This is a genomic window from Arthrobacter sp. Soil_N43, assembly GCF_057655195.1.
Map to the genome: position 1 here is coordinate 58,805 of NZ_JBDGML010000084.1, position 19,536 is coordinate 78,340.

Sequence of the window (19,536 nt, forward strand, 5' to 3'; positions counted from 1 at the left end):
GGCCCCGGCGCGCTGCGGGTAACATGCCATAGGAACAAGTAAGCCGGCTCACAGTATCCAGCGCAGTGTACGAGCCAAGTCCGAACCCTCGAAAGATAGTTTCCATGGCTGACACTGCAATGAATTCAGAAACAGATCTCGCCGCCGAACTCCGTGCGGATGTGCGCCGCGTTTCCACCCTGCTGGGCGAATCGCTGGTCCGCCAGCACGGCCCCGAACTCCTGGACCTCGTGGAGCAGGTGCGCCTGCTGACCAAGGAATCGAAGGAGGCCGCCCGCGGCGGCGCGGATGCCACCGGTCCGTGGAGCGCGCACGACGTCGTTGCCCAGGTCCGCGAGCTTCTCGCCTCCCTGCCGCTTGAACAGGCCACCGACCTGGTCCGTGCCTTTGCGTTCTACTTCCACCTCGCCAACGCCGCCGAACAGGTCCACCGGGTCCGCGGCCTGCGCACGCGGCAGGAAAAGGACGGCTGGCTGGCCAAGGCCGTGGCGGATATAGCCGGCCAGGCGGGCCCGGCGGTGCTGCAGGAAGTCGTGAACGAACTGGACGTGCGTCCCGTCTTCACCGCACACCCCACCGAGGCCTCCCGGCGCTCCGTGCTGGACAAGATCCGCAAGCTCTCCGACGTGCTGGCCGAACCCACCGGGGAGGGCACCACGGCCCGGCGGCGGCAGGACCGCCAGCTGTCCGAAATGATCGACCAGATGTGGCAGACGGACGAGCTCCGCCAGGTCCGGCCCACTCCGGTGGATGAGGCCCGCAACGCCATCTACTACCTCAACAGCATCCTCACCGACGCGCTGCCCGAGATGCTCACGGACCTGTCCGGGCTGCTGGGCGAGCACGGCGTCACGCTTCCCGCGCACAAGGCCCCGATCAAGTTCGGTTCGTGGATCGGCGGCGACCGTGACGGCAACCCCAACGTGACCGCGGCCGTGACCCGCGAGATCCTCCAGCTGCAGAACCAGAACGCGGTGCGGATCGGCATCGCCCTGATTGACGAGCTCATTTCCATCCTGTCCAACTCCACAGCCCTCGCAGGTGCGGACCAGGCACTGCTCGAGTCGATCGACGCCGACCTGGCCAAACTGCCCGGCCTGGACCGGCGAATCCTCGAACTCAACGCCCAGGAGCCCTACCGGCTCAAGCTCACCTGCATCAAGGCCAAGCTCATCAACACGGGCAAGCGGGTGTCCGCCGGCTCGCCCCACCAGCCCGGCCGCGATTACACCTCCACGGAGGAACTCATCAGCGAGCTTGAAGTGCTTGAACTCTCGCTGCGCAACCACTCGGCGTCCCTGGTGGCGGACGGTGCGCTGGCCCGCGTCCGGCGTGCCATCGCCTCCTTCGGCCTGCACCTGGCCACGCTCGACATCCGCGAGCACGCCGACCACCACCATGACGCCGTCGGCCAGCTCATGGACCGCCTGGGCGGGCCCGGCATCCAGTACGCCGAACTGACGCGCGAACAGCGGCTGGAAGTGTTGAGCGCCGAGTTGGCCTCGCGCCGTCCGCTGTCCGGCCACCCGATTAAGCTCGACGGCGTCGCTGACGGCACGTACGACGTCTTCCGCGAGATCCGGCGCGCCCTGCGCACATACGGTCCCGACGTCATCGAGACGTACATCATCTCCATGACCCGCGGCGCCGACGACGTCCTGGCCGCGGCCGTCCTGGCCCGCGAGGCCGGCCTGGTCAGCCTCTTCGGCGAGGCCCCGTATGCGAAGATCGGCTTCGCGCCGCTGCTCGAAACCGTTGAGGAACTGCGCGCCTCCGCGGAGATCGTGGACCAGTTGCTGTCCGATTCCTCCTACCGGGAGCTCGTCCGGCTGCGCGGCGACATTCAGGAGGTCATGCTCGGCTACTCGGACTCAAACAAGGAGTCCGGCGTGATCACCAGCCAGTGGGAGATCCACAAGACCCAGCAGAAGCTGCGTGACATCGCCGCCAAGCATGGCGTCCGCGTCCGGCTGTTCCACGGCCGCGGCGGATCCGTCGGACGCGGCGGCGGGCCCACCTACGACGCCATCATGGCCCAGCCCCACGGCGTCCTCGAGGGTGAAATCAAGTTCACCGAACAGGGCGAGGTCATCTCCGACAAGTACTCGCTGCCGGAGCTGGCCCGCGAGAACCTGGAGCTCTCCCTCGCTGCCGTGATGCAGGGGTCGGCCCTGCACCGCACACCGCGCAACTCCGATGACCAGCGGGAGCGCTACGGAGATGTCATGGACACCATCTCCGATGCCGCGTTTGACCGCTACCGCAGCCTCATCGACCACCCTGACCTGCCCGCCTACTTCATGGCGTCCACTCCTGTGGAGCAGCTGGGTTCCCTGAACATCGGCTCCCGCCCCTCCAAGCGCCCGGACTCCGGAGCCGGCCTGGGCGGGCTGCGCGCCATCCCGTGGGTGTTCGGCTGGACGCAGTCGCGCCAGATCGTCCCGGGCTGGTTCGGCGTGGGATCCGGCCTAAGGGCCGCGCGCGAGGCCGGTCACTCCGCCCAGCTCGTTGAGATGATGGACCGCTGGCACTTCTTCCGTTCGGTGCTCTCCAACGTCGAGATGACCCTGGCCAAGACGGACCTGGACATCGCGGGCTACTACGTGGACACCCTGGTCCCCAAGGAGCTCCACCACCTCTTCCACGCCATCCGCGAGGAGTACGCGCTGACCGTGACGGAGATCCAGAACCTCACCGGCGAGCACGTGCTGCTGGACGCCCAGCCGACTCTGAAGCGCTCGCTGGAAATCCGGGACCAGTACCTCGACCCGATCAGCTACCTGCAGGTGGAGCTCCTCCGCCGTGTGCGCACCGAGTCGGCGGAGGGCAAGAGCATCTCCGGCGCCGAGATCGACGACCGGCTCCAGCGCGCCATGCTGATCACGGTCAACGGCGTCGCGGCAGGCCTGCGCAACACCGGGTAGCGCCCAGACGCTCCCTCACCTTTCGCCGGGATTCCCCAGACGCTCCCTCACCTTTCGCCGGTTGAGGGAGCGGGGCGAGGCGTGCACAGAATTCCCGTGCCCGCAGTCTACTCATGCGTCCTGTCCTGCAGCCGCCTGCAGTTCCGGGACCGCCTGCCCTGCCGGCGCGACCAGCGGGATGGACTGCACCGGCGTCGCCTCTGCCCGGGCTGGAGGTGCCGGGGCTGCTGGCAGCGGTGCGGGCTGCCCGGATTCAGTCGGGATGGCGACAGACAATACTCCGGCCCGAGCCAGCAGCGGAAGCGGATCCAGGTGCAGCCCCTTGTCCTCAAGGCAGGCCCCGCCGCGGTGCACATCAAAGTGGCCGCGGCAGGTGGGGCAGCGGAGGACGCTCCCGCCGGCCCGCTCGGCAGCGGCCTCCAGGACTGCGCCGGCCATGGAGCCGGAGCAGCGCGGGCAGTGGTCGCGGTACGCGTAGACATCCTGTCCGGCGCGGCAGGCCAGCAGCGGGTAGCCGCCAATCAGGAACCCCGCGACATCGCCGGATTCGAGGCCGGCGATTTCCGGAACCGGTACCCAGATGCCGCCGGTCATGTCGTGCCAGGCCGCTGCGGGTGTTGCGTCCGCAGGACTGATCGCCCGGACAGGAAGTGAGTCCACGGGAATGAGGTCCGGCAGTCCGGGCTGTTTTTCCACTTCAACAACGTCGATGGCGGTGACCTCCGGTGCTACTGCTTTGATGGCCTCCTCCACGGCGACTTTCAGCGGCGTGGACGACGGCGGGGCGTCAGGGTCGGTGTAGAGCTTGAGCCGCACTACGCCGTCCGTGCTAGTGCCCTCCAGCTCCACGTCGCCGCCCTGGGAGCCGAGATAGGGCCGGATCCGGTCCAGCGCCGCGGCCACGCGGGCTTCCAACGAGCGCGGGTACAGCCCGTGGACCAGCAGGAGGGCAGACACGAGGTCATCCGCCGTCAGCGCCTCCAGTGTGGCTTCATCGAGCTTCCCCTGGCGATGCAGGATTTCCAGGATCCGTCGCAGCGCCGATCCGTAAAGCTCCGCTATTTGCCGGACCAGATCCTCGGCGCCGCCACGGGCGGCCGCGTCGTCAGTGCCCCAAGCCCGGAGGAAACCGCGGATCCAGTCGCCGCTCTGCAGCGGCCGGTCTTCGCCCGACATGGCCTACCTGCCCGTCAGGTTGTGGGTGGGGGAGTGGGCTTCTTCCGCCTTGCGGGCAGTTTCAGCAGGCATCATTGCCTCTTTCAGTGGCCCTTGTGGGGCCGGTGTCCTCTTGTTAGCGATCCGGGTAAGGTGCCGGATCGGTTTGTGCCCTTATGAAATGCGGATGCTGGCTTCATCGCCGCAGCCGCACGTTGTATGCCAGAGTTCTATGGCACCTCCGAGGACTTCAGCCTGGGTTTTTGGCCGGGGAATTCGACGTCGGCGCCGCCGCAGCCGTGGAACCGGGACAGGGCGATGCCGACGTTGAGTGCAGTGGCCGGCCGTTCGCCTGTGGTGTTCGGAACGGCGCCAACAAGGCCCTGCGTGACAGAGAGTTCGTGCATGATCGCGCCCCTTTTTGCCAACATAGGCTCGCCCCGGACAAAACGCAACTGGCCATTTTCACGGCCGCCTTCGGCGGAGCGCGAACGGGCAGTTGTGGCCCCTTGGAGCCGGTTTGAGGGGCATTAACTGCCCGTTCGCGCTCATCGTCCGCATGCGCGGTGCCGCTAGGGTGGTGTCCATGCCGTCGTTCCAGACCAGACTGAAGATCACCGGGTTGAAGCCCGGCAACCCTCCCGAAGCCGTCATGGCCGCCGCCGTCGAAGCCCTCGGCACACGCCATCACGTGGAAGCAAACCAGCTGGAACTGGCCGGCGGTGTGCCGCAGCTGAACCTCCGGTTCCTCGTGGAGCCCACCGAATTCAGCGGTGAGAACCGCCAGGCGCATGCGTCCGCCGCCATGATGCGCGACGCCGTCGAACGCGTTGCGGTGACCGGCTCGCTTTTGGTGCTCCGCCGCAGTCGCGGCCGGTGGGCGCCCGTCTGACCTTTCGGGCTGCTGTTAGGGGGCGGGCTCGCCCGGCTCGTCGACCGGGGACCGGCTGCCGCGGCGCCGGGTGGCGATGACTCCGACGACGGCGCCGATCACCAGGCCGGCAGCCACTCCGATAAGTGAGCTGGCCCAGAAGGGCAGCCGGGTGGCCGAGCCCGTGAAGTAGCCGAGCCCGACAAGCCACGTGGCCCAGAGGACTGCACCCAGCCCCGCGCAGAGGTTGAAGCCTCCCGAGGAGACGTCGGCTATGCCGGCCGCTGCGGAGGTGGCGAGCCTGCCGCCGGGAATGAACCTGGCCCCGATGATGGTGCCGTAGGTGGAGGACCGCCCCGCCTTGGCGATGGCCTCGTGGATGCCGCGGTGCACTTTCCTGCCCCACCGCCAGCGGTCCAGCACATGGCTGAGCCGCCGCTTGAACAGCTGGAAGACCACGACGTCGCCCGCCCAGGAGGCCGACGCCGCCAGGAGGCCGATCAGGAACAGGTTGGCCCGGCCCTCGGCGGAGAGCGCCCCGCCGGTGATGACAACCATCTCGGAGGGGACGGGCGGGAAGATGGCGTCGCCGAGTACCGCCGGAACGATCCAGAAGTAGATCGCGGTCCCCCAGGTTTCCGCGTTGCCGAAGTCCATTCGCACAAGGTACCGCACTTATCGCCGGCAGGGGATCCTGGGGTCTTCGTCCGAACGGGCAGCGGTGCCACACTGGCTGCATGCGGATTGAAATTGTTCAGGGCGACATCACAGCGCGGCCTGTGGAAGCGATCGTCAACGCAGCGAATTCCTCGTTGCTGGGTGGCGGCGGCGTGGACGGTGCGATCCACCGGGCGGCCGGACCGGAACTGCTGGAGGCCTGCCGCGAGTTGCGCGCGACGAAGCTGCAGGACGGCCTCGCGGTGGGTGCGGCCGTTGCCACGCCGGGGTTCCGGCTGCAGGCGAAGTGGGTGATCCACACCGTTGGACCGAACCGCCACGCCGGCCAGACCAACCCGGCGCTGCTTGCCTCGTGTTTCACCGAAGGCCTGCGGATAGCCGACGGTCTCGGGGCACGGTCCATGGCGTTTCCGGCCGTCAGTGCGGGCGTGTACGGCTGGGATGCCCGCAAGGTGGCGCAGCTGGGGATCGAAGCGGTGCGGGCGTACTCCGGCCGTCCGCTGGAGGGCGAAAAGCCAAGGGTGGAGCTCGTGGAATTCGTGCTGTTCAGCGAGGAGACCGCCGGGATTTTCCGGCAGGCCCTGGAAGAGTCCGGCGGAGGCCCTGGCCGGCCCGGGTAAGGAGCCTGCCTCGCCCGGACCCGCACGCTGTGCTGCTCACGCTGTGCTGCTAGGGGGCTTCGCTCAGTTCGAGCCGGCTCCGGTACTCCACGGGCCTACCGGTGATCGGATCAACGAAACGGATCCCCCGGGCGAGGAGCTGAAGCGGCTTGGTGTAGTCGTCCGGTGCCTTGTCCAGGAGCTCAGGGTAGAAGGCGTCGTGCAGGATGCCCAGGCCCAGGGATGCCATGTGCACCCGCAGCTGGTGGGTCTTGCCCGAGTGAGGCTCCAGCCGGTAGAGGCCGCGCCGCTGGGTCAAACCAGAGGCGCGGCGACCGCCGTCGGCAGTTCCGGCGTCGAACGTCTTCAGCAGATCAATTCGTGTCTCGGCATTCGGCTCGCCATCGATGACCTCGGCGAGCAGGTAGCTGCGGGACTTGGTCATCCGGTTCCGGACCACCACGGGGAAGTCGACGGCGGGGTGCCCGGCAGCAGGCTCAGCGGCGGCCACGCACTCATATTCCTTCTGGACCTGGCGTTTCTCGAAGAGCACCTGGTAGCTGCCGCGCGTCTCCGGGTTGGTGGAGAGGAGCAGGATGCCGGCGGTCATGCGGTCCAGCCGGTGCATGGGGATCAGGTCCGGGAGGCCCAGCTGGTTCCGCAGCCGCACCAGGGCCGACTCCTGGATATACGTTCCGCCGGGAGTGGTGGGAAGGAAGTGGGGTTTATCCACCACGAGGATGTGATCGTCCTGGTGGAGGATGTTCAGTTCAACGGGCAGCCGGGTCTCGGGCGGGAGGGTGCGGTAGTACCAGATGAAGGTGTGGTCCTCGAGCCTTGTCCGGCGGTCCAGGGGGACACCGCCTTCGCCCACGATCTCGCCGGCGTCGAACCGGTCCTCGATGCCCTGCGGGTCGATGTGGCCCCAGCGGTGCATCATGTAGTCCATCGCGGTGGTCCATGGCCCCTCGTCCGGCAGGCGCAGGCGGGTTGCGTTCACGCCGTCGCGTACGGGGAGGGGGGATTGCATCACCGGTCCATTCTACTTTGTGCTCCTGCCTGGGCCGTTCCGGCGTTGAGTTCGCCGGAACCCTGCCCGGTCGCCGGAACCTTCCGGCGAATTCGACCCGTTCCGGCGAATTCACCTCCGGGCGGTGACCCGGCAGGGCGCGTCAGGAGGCCCAGCCGCGGCTGATCGCGTCCAGCGCCGAGGCGTAGACCGCCGGCCAGTCGGTGTCGGGCGGCCCGACCTGCGCCAACTCGAGGCTCACGAGGCCGTGAACCTGCCCCCAGATTGCAGAGGAAACCACCTCCACGGGAGCCACCCTTAACGTGCCGGCTGCCTGCGCAGAGGCGACGGTTTCAATCAGCGGCGTCATTGCGTCTGCCGCCGCGTCGGGGCTGGGCCGGCAGTCGGCGTAGGCCGCCAGGGCGCCGCCGAACATCAGCCGGTACAGCGCCCGATGCTCCAGTGCCCAGGCGCGGTAGGCGGTGCCGAGCGCGTGCAGGCCGCCCGGTGCCGCGGCCACCTGCGAGTCGCGGAACGAGCGGAAGCCGTCGTCGACCACCGCCGTCAGCAGCTGGGATTTTCCGCCGAACAGCGAATAGACGGCACTGGTGGATGTCTGCGCCGCGGACGCGACATCGCGCAGCGTGACCCGTGCGGGCCCTTCCCTGTCCACGAGGTCCGCCGCGGCACCCAGGAGCTGTTCTCTGAGCGAATCGTTGTGCACTACGGGTCTTGCCATGTTGCCTATTGTTTCATAACCTTGTTTTGTAACAATGTTATGGAACAACGTTATGAAACCCGTCTAAAAGCATCAAGGAGCTGTCATGGCGCAGAACGTATTCCCGGGCCGCTACACCGCTGACCCGGGGCGGGAGTCGGTGACCGTATTCCTGATCGGCATGCGTGCGAACCGCTGGTGGAAGGTCGGAACGGTCGCCAAGGCGGCTGCGGCGATGCCCAGGATGCTCCGGTACCTGGCCGGAAGCCCGTCGTCGGGCCTGCTGGGGTACGAGCAGTGGTTCGGGCGCACCACCGTCCTGCTCAGCTACTGGGAGAGTCCCGAACACCTGCGCAAGTTTGCGGCGGACAGGGAGTCCCCGCACCTGGAGCCTTGGCGCCGCTTTATGAAGGAGCTCGCCGGAACCGGCGACGTCGGCGTGTGGCACGAGACATACCAAGTGCCGGCCGGCGGGATCGAGGTGGTCTACAACGGGATGCCGCTCTTTGGCCTGGCCAAGGCAACGGCGCATGTGCCCATCGGTCCCGGAACCAATACTGCGAAGCAGCGCATGGGCCGCCCTGCCGGGCACGCTGCGGCTGGCCCGGCCGGAATTCGCTAGCCGCGCAGGCGCCGGGGGCGGACGGCGACTCAGCCCAGCGGGCGCGTCTCGCTGGGAGCCGGAGCCTCAGGCGATGGCCACGGCCGGGGATTCCCTGAGTGTCCTGCGCAATTGCGGGGCGGCGTCCAGCCGGTCCTGGGCCGAGCGCAGTGCCAGGACCGCCTGCTCCAGTTTGTCCGGGGGCAGGGTGAAGGGCACGCGGAGGTGGTGCTCAAAGACGCCGCCCACCCCGAAGCGCGGTCCGGCGGCGAGCCGGATGCCGTAGTCGGGCGCGATGACAGTGAGCGCTGTGCTGCTGGCGGAGGGCAGCCGGCACCAGACGGCCAGGCCGCCCGCGGGCCGTTCCGCCTGCCACTCCGGCAGGTGGGCGGCGATCAGATCCAGCAGTGCCGTCCGGCTCTCCCTGAGTGCGGCCCGACGTGCCGGCAGGGGCTCGTCCAGGGCCCGGACCAGGTGGGCCGCGGCCAGCTGTTCCACCACCGGGCCGCCCAGGTCCATCGTGGTCCTGGCCCCGGCAAAGCGCTGGATCAGGCTTTCGGAGGCCCGGATCCAGCCTGTGCGGAGTCCCGCCCAGTGTGATTTGCTCAGCGATCCGATGGAAACCACTGCCGGGCTGAAGGCCGCCAGCGGCGCCGCGGTTCCGCCGTCGAGGTTCAATTCCCGAAGAGTCTCATCCGCCACCAGCACCGTGCCCGAAGCGGCGGCGGCGCGGACCAGCCGGCGGCGCTGGGCATCGGGCATGAGCCGTCCGGTGGGGTTGTGGAAGTCGGGGACCATGTACGCCAGCTTGGGCCGCTGCTGCATCAGGGCAGTCTCCACCGCGTCCAGGTCCCACCCGGTTTCCGGCGCCGGAGGCAGCGCCACCGGGACCATCCGGCAGCCCTGTGCCCGGATGGCGTCGAGGGCGTTTGGGTACGTGGGTTGCTCCACCAGCACCTTGTCCTGCTTGCCGGCCATCGCCCGCAGCACGATGTTCAGGGCGTGCTGCGCACCCGAGGTCACCAAAATCTGGCCCGGCGCCGTGGGCACCCCGACGGCGGAGTAGCGGGCTGCGATGGCCTCCCGGAGCGAGGGGACGCCAAGCGCGTCATAGCCGAATCCAGGCAAAAGGGCAGGCAGCTCGGTCAGGGCGGAGGCAAAGGCCCGGTGCACGACTTCGCCGCTGGCGGGGAGGGAGGCATAGGCGAGATCGATGACGCCCTCGGGAACAGCGAGGCCGGGAGCGCCCGAGAGATCGGCGCCCACCTCCCCGCCGGGCCCCGCGCCGGTGGGTTGGTCGGAGCTGCGCGGAAGGCAGGTGCGGCCGCGGGTGCCCTGGCCACTGCTCAGGAATCCTTGCTCGCGCAGGCTTGCGTAGGCGGCGGTCACGGTGGTCCGGCTGACGGCCAGGGTATCGGATAGGGTCCGCTCGCTCGGGAGAGCGGTTCCCAGCGGGATGCGGCCGTCCAGCACGAGAAGGCGGACGACGTCGGCCAGTTCCCGGTAGGCGGGCGACGCGCCAACGTGCCAGCTGCCCAGGAGGCGTGCCAGTGCTGCGGGGCTGAGGGAACCGGACATAAGGCCAGTATCTCAAACTGGCCATGGAAAACAAGGCCAGTCGTGACTCAGGATGGGTGAATGATGACTCGCAGACTGCTCCAGCTCTTTACCGGCCTTGCCATGTACGGCGTCTCGTTGGCCATGTTCATCCGTGCCGGACTGGGCCTCGATCCTTGGGACGTGTTCCATCAGGGGGTTGCCGGCAGGACGGGTCTGAGCATCGGTGCGGTGGTGATCATCGTCAGCTTCCTGGTGCTGCTGCTGTGGATTCCGCTGAAGCAGTGGCCCGGATTCGGCACCCTGTGCAACGCCGTGCTGGTGGGTGTGTTCGCCGATATCGGACTTGCCCTGATCCCCGCCTTTTCGCAGGTGGGCGGCCAGATCGCCCTGCTCGCCGGGGCCGTCCTGCTCAACGGCATCGCGTCGGCCTGCTACATCGGTGCGCGGTTTGGTCCGGGTGCCCGCGACGGCCTCATGACCGGCTTGGCCCGCCGCACGGGATGGTCGGTGCGCGTCTCCAGGACTCTCATCGAAGTGGTGGTTCTTGGCGCGGGCTGGCTGCTTGGCGGATCCGTTGGCGTGGGCACCGTGGTGTATGCGCTGGCTATCGGGCCGCTGGTGCAACTCCTGTTGCCGTACTTCATGGTCCCGACCGCCGTCGCGGCGGTTCAGGCGGACGCAGCCTCCGGGGCGGAGCCGGGGGTAAAGGCGGAGCCGACGGACGAAAAGGAGCCGGCAGGCTCCGTGGGAGGGTCCGAGGCGCCCGTCCCCGCGGCCTGATGACACGGAAGCCCTCGTGAGGCACGGAACCCTCCGGCGGCACGCCCCTTGCCCATCCCCATCGGTGGGGAGGCCGGGTCAGGCGTCGCCGGCTCCCAGGAGGGGCTGGCATTTCGGGCAGAAGTAAATGTCGCGCTCCTCGGTGACCAGCTCCGGCGTCCCCGCAGCCGGCGTGCCCATAACCGGTAGGCCAGTGGCCGGCGCGGCCACACCCTCCCCGCCGGACGTCGAGATGGAGGCCGGGGACGCCCTGGGCGGAAAAGCCCTGCGCGGCACAGGCTTGCCCAGCACGCCGTGGCGGATGGGGGTCCGGCAGCGGAGGCATGGCTGGTGCTCCCGGCGGTAGACCCAGTACCCGGGGCGGCCGGCCGCCCTGCCCACCGGCGTCCCGCGCGCATTGAGCAGGGTTGTGCGGCGGCCGGGGCCGAGGTTGGCTTCGAGCAGCTGCTTGGCATCGGCGAACAAGGCGGGCAGATCCGCCACGGCCGAGACTGGCGAGGCGGGGTGGATTCCCGAAAGGAAGCAGGCCTCGCAGCGGTAGATGTTGCCGATTCCGGCAAGGTTGCGCTGGTCCAGCAATGCCACGCCGATCGGAACGTCCGGTGCGGAAGCCACGCGCCGCTCCGCCTCGGCCGGATCCCAGTCCGGGCCCAGGAGGTCCGGCCCCAGGTACCCCACAGCTTTGTCCTCCTCGGAGGTCTTGATGACATCAAGGAGCCCGAGGGAGAAGCCGACGGCGTCTGCCACCGGTGTTCGCAGCACACACCGGGCAGTGAAGCCCGGTTTACGCCATCGTCCGCCGGGCGGGTAGACCTGCCAGCTGCCCTCCATCTTGAGGTGCGAATGGATGGTCAGCCGTTCATCGTCCGGACCGACCAGCCGCATGAGCAGGTGTTTGCCTCGCGGGACCACCTCCTGCACTGTCCAGCCCCGGAGATTCAGCGTGGCGAAGCGCGGCACGCGGAAGTCCGAGGCTGTCAGCTTTTGGCCGGCGAGGGCGCCGTGGAGCTGCTGGGCGGCACGCCAGACCGAATCACCCTCAGGCACGGATTCTCAGTCCCTTCGGGGTGGAGTAGGCGCCGGCCGCCGTCAAAGCCGCCGCGGCGGGAGTGTCCAGGATGCCGTGGCCGTTGACCTTTTCCATGACGAGCTTGTCTACGGCGCCGCGCTTCACGACGTCGACAAGCGCCGCCCCGGCCGCGGCCAGCACCGCATCGTCCTCCGTAAATACCAGGAGTGTCTTGCCGCCGCGTTCCACATACAGCGCCAGGGCGCCGTCGACCAGCACCACCAGAGCCCCTGCCTTGCGGCCGGGACGGTGGCCGCTGCCGGCCTCGACACTCAGGGCCGGCCAGGGCAGCGCGGCCCCGTAGGGGTTGGCAGGGTCCGTGGCGGCGAGGGCCAAAGCTGCGGGTTCCGGTTTGGCAAGCTGCGTGTCCTCGGAATATGAGCGCAGGCGGTCTACCGTGGCCGGAACGGCGAACTGGGCCGCACCGAGATGCTCGATGAAGTAGCCGCGGCGGCAGCGTCCGGCCTCCTCCAGCCTGGCCAGCACCTTGTACATGAGCCCGAAGCCGCCCAGGATGTTTTCTGCCATGACGGAGCCGCGGGTGACCACACCGTACCTGTCGAGCAGCAGTTCCGCGGTGGCGCGGGCGTGAACGGTGGCGTCGAGCTCAGGGGAGGGGAGGGCCGACCACCGTCCCGCTGCCAGCGGCGGCGTGGGGGCCTGTCCGGTGACCTGGCCGTACCGCCCGCCGGAAAGCCCCGGCGAGCCCAGCAGGCCCGTTCCATGCGAGCGCCCCAGCCTGCTCATCCGCGGGGCCCGTGCACGGGGCGGCCGCGCTACCTGGCGGTGGGCCGTGTGCCCGCCGGCGATGAGGGCGCGGACGGGTGCGAACGTATCACCGGTCACGAGGCCCGCCCAGACCAGGTCCCACAGTGCGGACACCACTTCCTGATCGCCGAGCACGGCATCCATCCCGCCCGCAATGTCAGTCAGCTGCCGGAAAAAGTAACCGCCGCCGGCCGTCTGCAGGTGGTCCAGCAGCCGCCGCTGGGCATCCCCGGGCTCGAAGTCGATGGCGGGATTCAGCGTCAGCTCCGCCGATTCTGCCAGATGCAGGCTGATCCAGCCGTCGTTGCCGGGCAGGGAGCCTGCACCGGACCAGAGGACCTCGCCGGCCGCCATGAGTTCGTCCAGCATCGCGGGCTGGTAGTTCGACACGCGGCTGGCCAGCACAAGCGGTTCCCAGGCCGACGCCGGTACCGGAACGCCGGAGAGCTGGTCGATGGCAGTGACGATTCCGTCCAGCCCGCGCAGCGCCGGTTGACCGCCACGGGTTCCCGGCGAGCGCACGTTCTGCCAGGCGGGAAGGAACCGCCCGTATGCAGTGCCATCCACGGGCTCCACTTCCGCGCGCAGCGCGGCCAGCGAACGACGCCGGAGCTTGCGGAGCACTTCGGCGTCGCACCATTCACTGCCGGCCGGGGCAACAATGACCGCTGATGTGCGCGGTGCGTCGCCTGGGGACGGTGTCTCGGCGGCGCTCGCGCCCCCGGTCTCCTCAGCCGTGTCGGCGGCGCTGCCGCCCTGCCCCGGCGATTCGGCACCTTGGTCCGTAACCGGTTCTACGTGGGGCCGGAACTCGCCCTCCACAACGCGGCCATCCGCGGCGAGCCGCTTCAGTGCAGTACCGACGACGGCGACCCCAAGTCCCAGCCTCGCCGCGGCTTCCGTGGCCGTGAACGGACCGTGCGTCCGCGCGTAGCGGGAGACGAGGTCACCGAGGGGATCCGCCACTGGCTCGATGAACGCCAGGGGCACGCCCATGGGGAGGGGAACCCCGATGGCGTCGCGCAGCCTGGCGGCGTCTTCCACCGCAGCGAAGCGCTCGACGCCGCCGATGTTCACCCTGATGGCGCGGTTGGCCCGCTGGAGTGCGGCGAGGTGGGAGGCGGCGTCCGCGACGAGGGTTTCGTCCGGCGCCGTTTCGGCAGGCTTGGTGTCGACGGGCCCGCTTTCGACAGGCTCAACCAACGGTGCGGCGGTTTCGACAGACTCAAGCAGCAGGGCAGGCTCACCCGGCGCCTCAAGCCTGGCGGCCACTTCATCCGGCGACAGCGGGCCCAGCAGCCGCAGCAGGTCGGCGACGCCCTCCATGCCGCGCACCCGGCGGTCCGGGGCGAGCCGCTGCAGTTCGCGCTCGGTCGCTTCAATAACCCTGGCATCCAGCAGTTCCCGCAGTTCCACCCGGCCCAGGAGCTCATTGAGGAGCGTGGAATCCAGTGCCAGGGCGGCCGCCCGGCGCTCTGCCAGCGGCGAGTCACCTTCATAGAGGAATTGCGCCACGTACCCGAACAGCAGCGACTTGGCGAATGGCGACGGCTGTTGCGTGGTGGTCTCCACGATGCGCAGTTCGCGGCGTTCTACGGAGCTGGCGATTTCCTTCAATGCCGGCAGGTCATAGACATCCTGGAGGCACTCCCGAACGGTTTCCAGCACGATCGGAAAGGACGGATACTTCCGCGCGACATCCAGCAACTGGGCCGACCGCTGCCGCTGCTGCCACAGCGGCTGCCGCTTGCCCGGGGTCTGCCGCGGCAGCAGCAGGGCACGGGCTGCGCACTCGCGGAAGCGGGAGGCGAACAGGGCGCTGCCGCCCACCTCGGCCGTGACGATCTGCTCCAGTTCCTCGGGGTCGAACAGAAACAGCTCGGCGCCGGGAGGTTCGTCCTCCATCATGGGCACGCGCAGCACGATGCCGTCGTCTGCTGCCATGGCAGAGCCGTCCAGGCCGTAGCGCTGGTGGAGGCGCTGGCCCACGGCAAGTGCCCACGGCGCGTGGACCGGCATGCCGAACGGGCTGTGGAGAATGACCCGCCAGTCGCCGAGTTCGTCGTGGAAGCGTTCCACCACCAGCGTGGTGTCGCTGGGCACCACCTCGGTGGCAAGCTTCTGCTCATTGAGGTACTGCAGCAGGTTGTTGGCGGCGAAGTCGTCAAGGCCGCTGGCCTTGCAGCGTTCGGTGGCAGGGCCGACGTCGGACGCGGACAGTTCCCGGACGAACGCGCCAAGGGCGCGGCCGAGGTCAACGGGCCGCCCCAAGGAGTCGCCCTTCCAGAACGGGAGTTTGCCGGGCTGTCCGAAGGCGGGGGAGACCAGCACGCGGTCGTGCGTGATGTCCTCGATCTTCCAGCTCGTGGCACCGAGGGCGAAGATATCGCCAACCCGGGATTCGTAGACCATCTCCTCGTCAAGCTCGCCGACGCGTCGGCCGCCCTTTGCGGGCGAGGCCGTGCCGGAAACCTTGCCGGCGGCGTCCCCGCCAGGTGAGGACGATCCCTCCGCTTCGGTGCCGATGATATAGACGCCGAACAGCCCACGGTCGGGAATGGTGCCTCCGGACGTGACGGCGAGGCGCTGCGCGCCTGGCCTGCCCTCGATGGTCCCTTCATTCCGGTCCCAGATGATGCGGGGACGGAGTTCGGCGAATTCGTCGGACGGGTAGCGCCCGGCCAGCAGGTCCAGGGTGGCCTCGAAGGCGGAGCGCGGGAGGGTGGCGAACGGGGCCGAGCGCCGCACGGTGGCAAACCATTCCTCCACATCGATCCTGCCCAGGGCCGTGGCGGCAACGGTCTGCTGGGCCAGGATGTCCAAGGGGTTGGCCGGAACGCTGAGCCGTTCGATCTTGCCGGCCAGCATGCGCTCCACGGTGATGGCGGTGTGGACGAGATCGGCACGGTGCTTGGGAAAGAGATAGCCCTGCGAGATCTCGCCCACCTGGTGCCCCGCGCGCCCCACGCGCTGCAGCCCGCTGGCCACGGACGGGGGCGACTCCACCTGGACCACAAGGTCCACGGCGCCCATGTCGATGCCGAGCTCCAATGAGGACGTCGCCACGACGCAGCGCAGCCGTCCGGATTTCAGATCGTCCTCGATGAGGGCCCTCTGGTCCTTGGAGACGGAGCCATGGTGGGCCCTGGCCAACAGCGGTTCGGCGCCCGAGGTGCTACCGGCCTGCGCCATCATGTGGGCGGGTGTGGCCGTGGAGGTCTGGAGAGGGCCGGGCATGGCCGGTGCCGGCTCCTCCCAGCCGCCCCCGACAGCCAGGAGCTGCCGTTCGGCATGGATTTCGTTCAGCCTCGCAGTCAGCCGCTCAGCGAGCCTCCGGGAGTTGGCAAAGACGATGGTGGACTGGTTGGCCAGCACCAGGTCCACGATCTTCTCCTCCACATGCGGCCAGATGGAGGCCTGGGGCTGCAGCCCCGAGGCCGGACCTGAATCGAAGGCCCCGGCCGCGCCCTGGAGATCAGACATGTCCTCCACAGGGACGGACACGGTGAGGTCCCAGTTCTTGCGGGAAGGCGGGGCCACGATCTCGACCGGAGCGGAGCCAGCCAGGAACTGCGCTACCAGCTCACGCGGCTCCACCGTGGCGGACAGCCCGATCCGCTGTGCCGGTTTGGGCAGCAGCGCATCAAGCCGCTCCAGGGAGACGGCGAGGTGGGCGCCGCGCTTGGTGCCGGCCACGGCATGGACTTCGTCCACGATGATGGTGTCCACCTCGCTGAGGGTTTCCCGCGCCCGGGAGGTCAGCATGAGGAACAGCGATTCGGGCGTGGTGATGAGGATGTCCGGCGGGTTGCTGAGCAGGGCACGGCGCTCGGACGCCGGCGTGTCCCCGGACCGGACGCCCACGGTGATCAGCGGCGCCGGCAGATCCAGCCGCTTGGCCGTCTGGGTGATGCCGATGAGGGGTGAGCGGAGGTTGCGTTCGACGTCGACGCCAAGCGCCTTGAGCGGCGATATGTACAGGACTCGGGTTTTCCGCTTTGGCCGCTTTGCCCCGGAAGCCGGCACGCCGGAAGCCGCGGCGCCGGAATGCAGCAGCCTGTCCAGCGCCCACAGAAAGGCGGCGAGCGTCTTTCCCGAACCGGTGGGGGCGACAACCAGGGCGTGAGAACCGGAGGAGATGGCGTTCCAGGCACCGCGCTGGGCGGGGGTCGGTTCGGAGAAGGCGCCCAGGAACCACTCCCTGGTGGGCCGGCTGAACTGGCCCATGGAGTCCACCGAAGATGTGCCGCCGGATGTGCCGGCGGGCCCCTGCGACTGCATGCCTCCATCATGCCCTAAGGCTCCGACAGTATTCCGCAGTCGGCGGGACAGCCGCCGTCGCCGGACCTTCCGCCGTCGTTGGTCTTCCGCCGTCGGACCGTCAGCCGTCTTTCAGCCCGGACTCCGCCGCAGGCTGGAGGTCGCGTGTGGCCGGTCCTTCGAGCAGCGTGCCGTCGCTGCTGAAACGCGAACCGTGCAGGGGGCAGTCCCAGGATTTCTCGTTGTCGTTCCAGTGCACGATGCCGCCGAGATGCGTGCAGACGGCCGACAAGGAACAAGTCGTGCCGTTCACGGTGGACGTTGCCACGGGTCTGCGGCCGCGAAGGGCAACGCTGCCCGTCCCTTCCGCTGGCGCGGGGCCCTCCTGGGGCAGCTTCTGGAGCCCGGCCCGTGCCCAGTCCTTCGCGAGGGTAGCGGCCACGCCGGCGTTGAGCGTGACGGCGGACGCGGCACCCTGCGGGGCCGTCACACGGCGGTGGATGGTCTTGGCCCACTCCAAATTGCCGCCGAGGATGTCCGCTGCGATGCCGAGGGACGCCGCCACAGCATTGGTCATTCCCCATTTGTTGTACCCGGTGGCGAAGAAAATCCGGCCACGTCCGCGGGGGAGTTTCCCGAAGAAGGGCATGAGATTGGTGGACTGGTAGTCCTGGGCAGACCAGGTGTGCGTCACGGTGGCACCAGGGAAGTGCGAGTGTGCCCAGGCCAGCAGTTCGTCCAGGTGCGCCTGCTCCGACCCCGCCCGTCCCACGGGATGGCCGTTACCGCCCACCAGCAGCAGGCGCCGGCCGTTGGCAGGATAGTCGCGCAGCGACCTGACGGGGTGCTCCACGGACAGATACATGCCGTCCGGAGGTTCCGTGGAGTCTGCCAGTTCCATCGCTGCGGCATAGGAGCGGTTGGGTTTGAGCTTGGCGAAGTACAGGCCGCGGTTCAGGATCGGCGTGCCAGTGGCGACCACCACGGAATTGGCGCGCACCGCCCCATGGTCCGTCTCGACCGTGGACGGGGCGGTACCGCGGACGTTCAGGACCCGGACGCCGGTGACGACGGTGCCGCCGTGCGAGCGCACGTCCTTGGCCAGGGCGAGGACGGCATCCATGGGATTGATCTGCGCCTGTCCGCGGAGCCGCACCGCACCGTGGACCGGAAAGGGCAGCCCGGGGTTCCGCAGGTAGTCCACCTCGACGCCCGCGGCCAACGCCACGGCGAGTTCCTTGCGCAGGATTCCGGCGCCCTGCGGCGTGGTGGCGTACGTATAAGCGTCACGCTCCTGATAGGGGAGGTTGCTGGATTCAAGGTACCGCAGTAGCCAGGCCTGCCCCTCGCGGTTGGCGGCCACGTAAGCATCGACCATTCTGGCGGGGTACTGGCGCCGGAGGGCGGAGAGGACAGTCCCCTGCAGCAGGGTGACCTTGGCGGTGGTGTTGCCGGTGGTCACAGCGCCTGGGCTCCTGGCTTCGAGCACCAGGACATTCTGTCCCGAGCGTGACAGCAGGAGCGCGGTGACCAGTCCGGTGAGGCCCGCGCCGACGACAACAGTGTCGTACGTTTCCCCGTGGCGGAAGTCGTCTCCGCTGAAAGTATCGGTACGGTCCAACCAGAGCGACGTCATGGAAATCAACCTGCCTTCAACCGTAGCCACATCGCGGAGCACTCGTGCCGCGGGCCCTGCCAGGCGGGTGAGGCCCACGACGTAATCGCAAGTGTACTTATGAAATTGGGGCGGAGGAACAGCGCAGTCACCAGCCCCTGGGCAGGACCGTGCGGAAGCGATGCAGCCGGGAGCGGCAGGACTAACTGGGCTGGAACGCCCCGATGGTGAGGAGTTCGATGGAGGCGTTGCTGCAGGCGTCCGAAGGTCTGGCCACGAACAGCGATGCGGTGTCCTCGGGCGGGTAGATCCGGAAACCGGCCGCCTGAGCCAGGACACAGTCCGGGTAGTTGCGGGCCTGAGTGTAGCGCAGCTCGGCAGAACCCGACTTTCCGGGGGCCAGCAGGACATCGCTCACGGGTGTGGCCGCGTCCCGCCGGGCCGGCGCGCCGATCGGCTGGCCGCCGGCACCGTTGGTCAGTGATACTCCGGGGAAGCCCTTGAGGTGGCAGGCCGCGGTGCCGCTGTTGGTCAGGATCAGCCGCATGTAGACGCTGCCGGCCGCGCCGCCGCCGGTGGCGTCCGTGCTGGCTTTCAGCGCCGACGACTTGCACAGCTGCGCGCCGGCGGCCGTGGAACCTGGCGCTGGCGCCGCGCTGCTCGGGGCCGGCGTGGAAGGCGTCGAGGCGGACGGCGAGGCAGCAGGGGAGGACGACGGCGGCTCCGACGTTGCGGAGGCCCCTGGGCTTGCGCTGCTGCTTGCCTCAGCCGGTTCCGTACTCTGCTCCGGGCTCGACTGGCTGGACGGCTGGCTCGGCCCGCAGGCCGTGAGCAAGAGCGCCAGTGCGGCAGCCGCCGTCGTGCCTGTCAGTCCGGTGGGGATTCGCTGAAGCCTCATAGATCTAACCTTGCGGCACACCCCGCCGGAG

The 19,536-nt window shown here is 68.8% G+C and carries 15 protein-coding genes; 5 read left to right on the forward strand and 10 right to left on the reverse strand.

What is annotated here, in order from left to right:
* Nucleotides 1-104 precede the first annotated feature (104 nt).
* Nucleotides 105-2,924 carry a phosphoenolpyruvate carboxylase gene (gene ppc / locus AC3A3W_RS09735; RefSeq protein WP_487442316.1) on the forward strand — a complete coding sequence of 940 codons (2,820 nt, stop codon included), beginning with the start codon at nt 105-107 and terminating at the stop codon, nt 2,922-2,924.
* Between the two features lie 111 nt (nt 2,925-3,035).
* Here ppc and AC3A3W_RS09740 read toward each other — a convergent pair whose 3' ends face one another.
* Both AC3A3W_RS09740 and AC3A3W_RS09745 read right to left on the reverse strand, forming a co-directional pair.
* Entirely contained in the window at nt 3,036-4,100 is a 1,065-nt protein-coding gene (locus tag AC3A3W_RS09740) for a NifU family protein (RefSeq protein WP_487442318.1), read from the reverse strand.
* 209 nt (nt 4,101-4,309) lie between these two features.
* A complete protein-coding gene (locus AC3A3W_RS09745; protein WP_487442319.1) occupies nt 4,310-4,486 on the reverse strand; it encodes a hypothetical protein in 177 nt (58 codons plus the stop codon).
* Nucleotides 4,487-4,665: 179 nt separating this feature from the next.
* On the opposite strand from AC3A3W_RS09745, the gene AC3A3W_RS09750 reads away from it, so the two are divergent.
* Nucleotides 4,666-4,971, forward strand: a complete 306-nt coding sequence (locus AC3A3W_RS09750; protein WP_487442382.1) for a hypothetical protein — start codon at nt 4,666-4,668, stop codon at nt 4,969-4,971.
* A 15-nt stretch (nt 4,972-4,986) separates the two neighbouring features.
* Here the strand turns inward: AC3A3W_RS09750 and AC3A3W_RS09755 are convergent, their stop codons facing one another.
* Nucleotides 4,987-5,607 (reverse strand): DedA family protein, encoded by a 621-nt coding sequence (locus tag AC3A3W_RS09755; protein ID WP_487442321.1) that lies wholly within the window; start codon nt 5,605-5,607, stop codon nt 4,987-4,989.
* A gap of 80 nt (nt 5,608-5,687) precedes the next feature.
* On the opposite strand from AC3A3W_RS09755, the gene AC3A3W_RS09760 reads away from it, so the two are divergent.
* The gene (locus AC3A3W_RS09760) at nt 5,688-6,248 is read left to right on the forward strand and encodes an O-acetyl-ADP-ribose deacetylase (protein WP_487442323.1); all 561 of its coding nucleotides are present in this window, start codon (nt 5,688-5,690) and stop codon (nt 6,246-6,248) included.
* 49 nt (nt 6,249-6,297) lie between these two features.
* On the opposite strand, the gene AC3A3W_RS09765 is transcribed toward AC3A3W_RS09760, so the two are convergent.
* Nucleotides 6,298-7,257: an RluA family pseudouridine synthase gene (locus tag AC3A3W_RS09765; protein WP_487442383.1), complete on the reverse strand. Its 960-nt coding sequence runs from the start codon at nt 7,255-7,257 to the stop codon at nt 6,298-6,300.
* 142 nt (nt 7,258-7,399) lie between these two features.
* Nucleotides 7,400-7,975 carry a TetR/AcrR family transcriptional regulator gene (locus AC3A3W_RS09770; RefSeq protein ID WP_487442324.1) on the reverse strand — a complete coding sequence of 192 codons (576 nt, stop codon included), beginning with the start codon at nt 7,973-7,975 and terminating at the stop codon, nt 7,400-7,402.
* 85 nt (nt 7,976-8,060) lie between these two features.
* Between AC3A3W_RS09770 and AC3A3W_RS09775 the strand changes: the two genes are divergently transcribed.
* Nucleotides 8,061-8,576 (forward strand): DUF4188 domain-containing protein, encoded by a 516-nt coding sequence (locus AC3A3W_RS09775; RefSeq protein ID WP_487442325.1) that lies wholly within the window; start codon nt 8,061-8,063, stop codon nt 8,574-8,576.
* A 66-nt stretch (nt 8,577-8,642) separates the two neighbouring features.
* On the opposite strand, the gene yczR is transcribed toward AC3A3W_RS09775, so the two are convergent.
* Nucleotides 8,643-10,133 (reverse strand): MocR-like transcription factor YczR, encoded by a 1,491-nt coding sequence (gene yczR / locus AC3A3W_RS09780; RefSeq protein WP_487442327.1) that lies wholly within the window; start codon nt 10,131-10,133, stop codon nt 8,643-8,645.
* 60 nt (nt 10,134-10,193) lie between these two features.
* Between yczR and yczE the strand changes: the two genes are divergently transcribed.
* Nucleotides 10,194-10,895 (forward strand): membrane protein YczE, encoded by a 702-nt coding sequence (gene yczE / locus AC3A3W_RS09785; protein WP_487442329.1) that lies wholly within the window; start codon nt 10,194-10,196, stop codon nt 10,893-10,895.
* A 78-nt stretch (nt 10,896-10,973) separates the two neighbouring features.
* Here the strand turns inward: yczE and AC3A3W_RS09790 are convergent, their stop codons facing one another.
* The 4 genes from AC3A3W_RS09790 to AC3A3W_RS09805 form a co-directional block, all read right to left on the reverse strand.
* Entirely contained in the window at nt 10,974-11,942 is a 969-nt protein-coding gene (locus tag AC3A3W_RS09790) for a DNA-formamidopyrimidine glycosylase family protein (RefSeq protein ID WP_487442330.1), read from the reverse strand.
* Nucleotides 11,935-17,013, reverse strand: coding sequence for an Lhr family helicase (locus AC3A3W_RS09795; RefSeq protein ID WP_487442332.1), 5,079 nt, complete (start codon nt 17,011-17,013; stop codon nt 11,935-11,937). Before AC3A3W_RS09795 ends, AC3A3W_RS09790 begins: the two co-directional genes overlap by 8 nt.
* A 100-nt stretch (nt 17,014-17,113) precedes the next feature.
* Nucleotides 17,114-18,628 (reverse strand): FAD-dependent oxidoreductase, encoded by a 1,515-nt coding sequence (locus AC3A3W_RS09800; RefSeq protein ID WP_487442334.1) that lies wholly within the window; start codon nt 18,626-18,628, stop codon nt 17,114-17,116.
* Between the two features lie 181 nt (nt 18,629-18,809).
* Complete coding sequence (locus tag AC3A3W_RS09805; RefSeq protein WP_487442336.1) at nt 18,810-19,505, reverse strand: DUF4232 domain-containing protein; 696 nt, start codon at nt 19,503-19,505, stop codon at nt 18,810-18,812.
* Between the last annotated feature and the right edge of the window lie 31 nt (nt 19,506-19,536).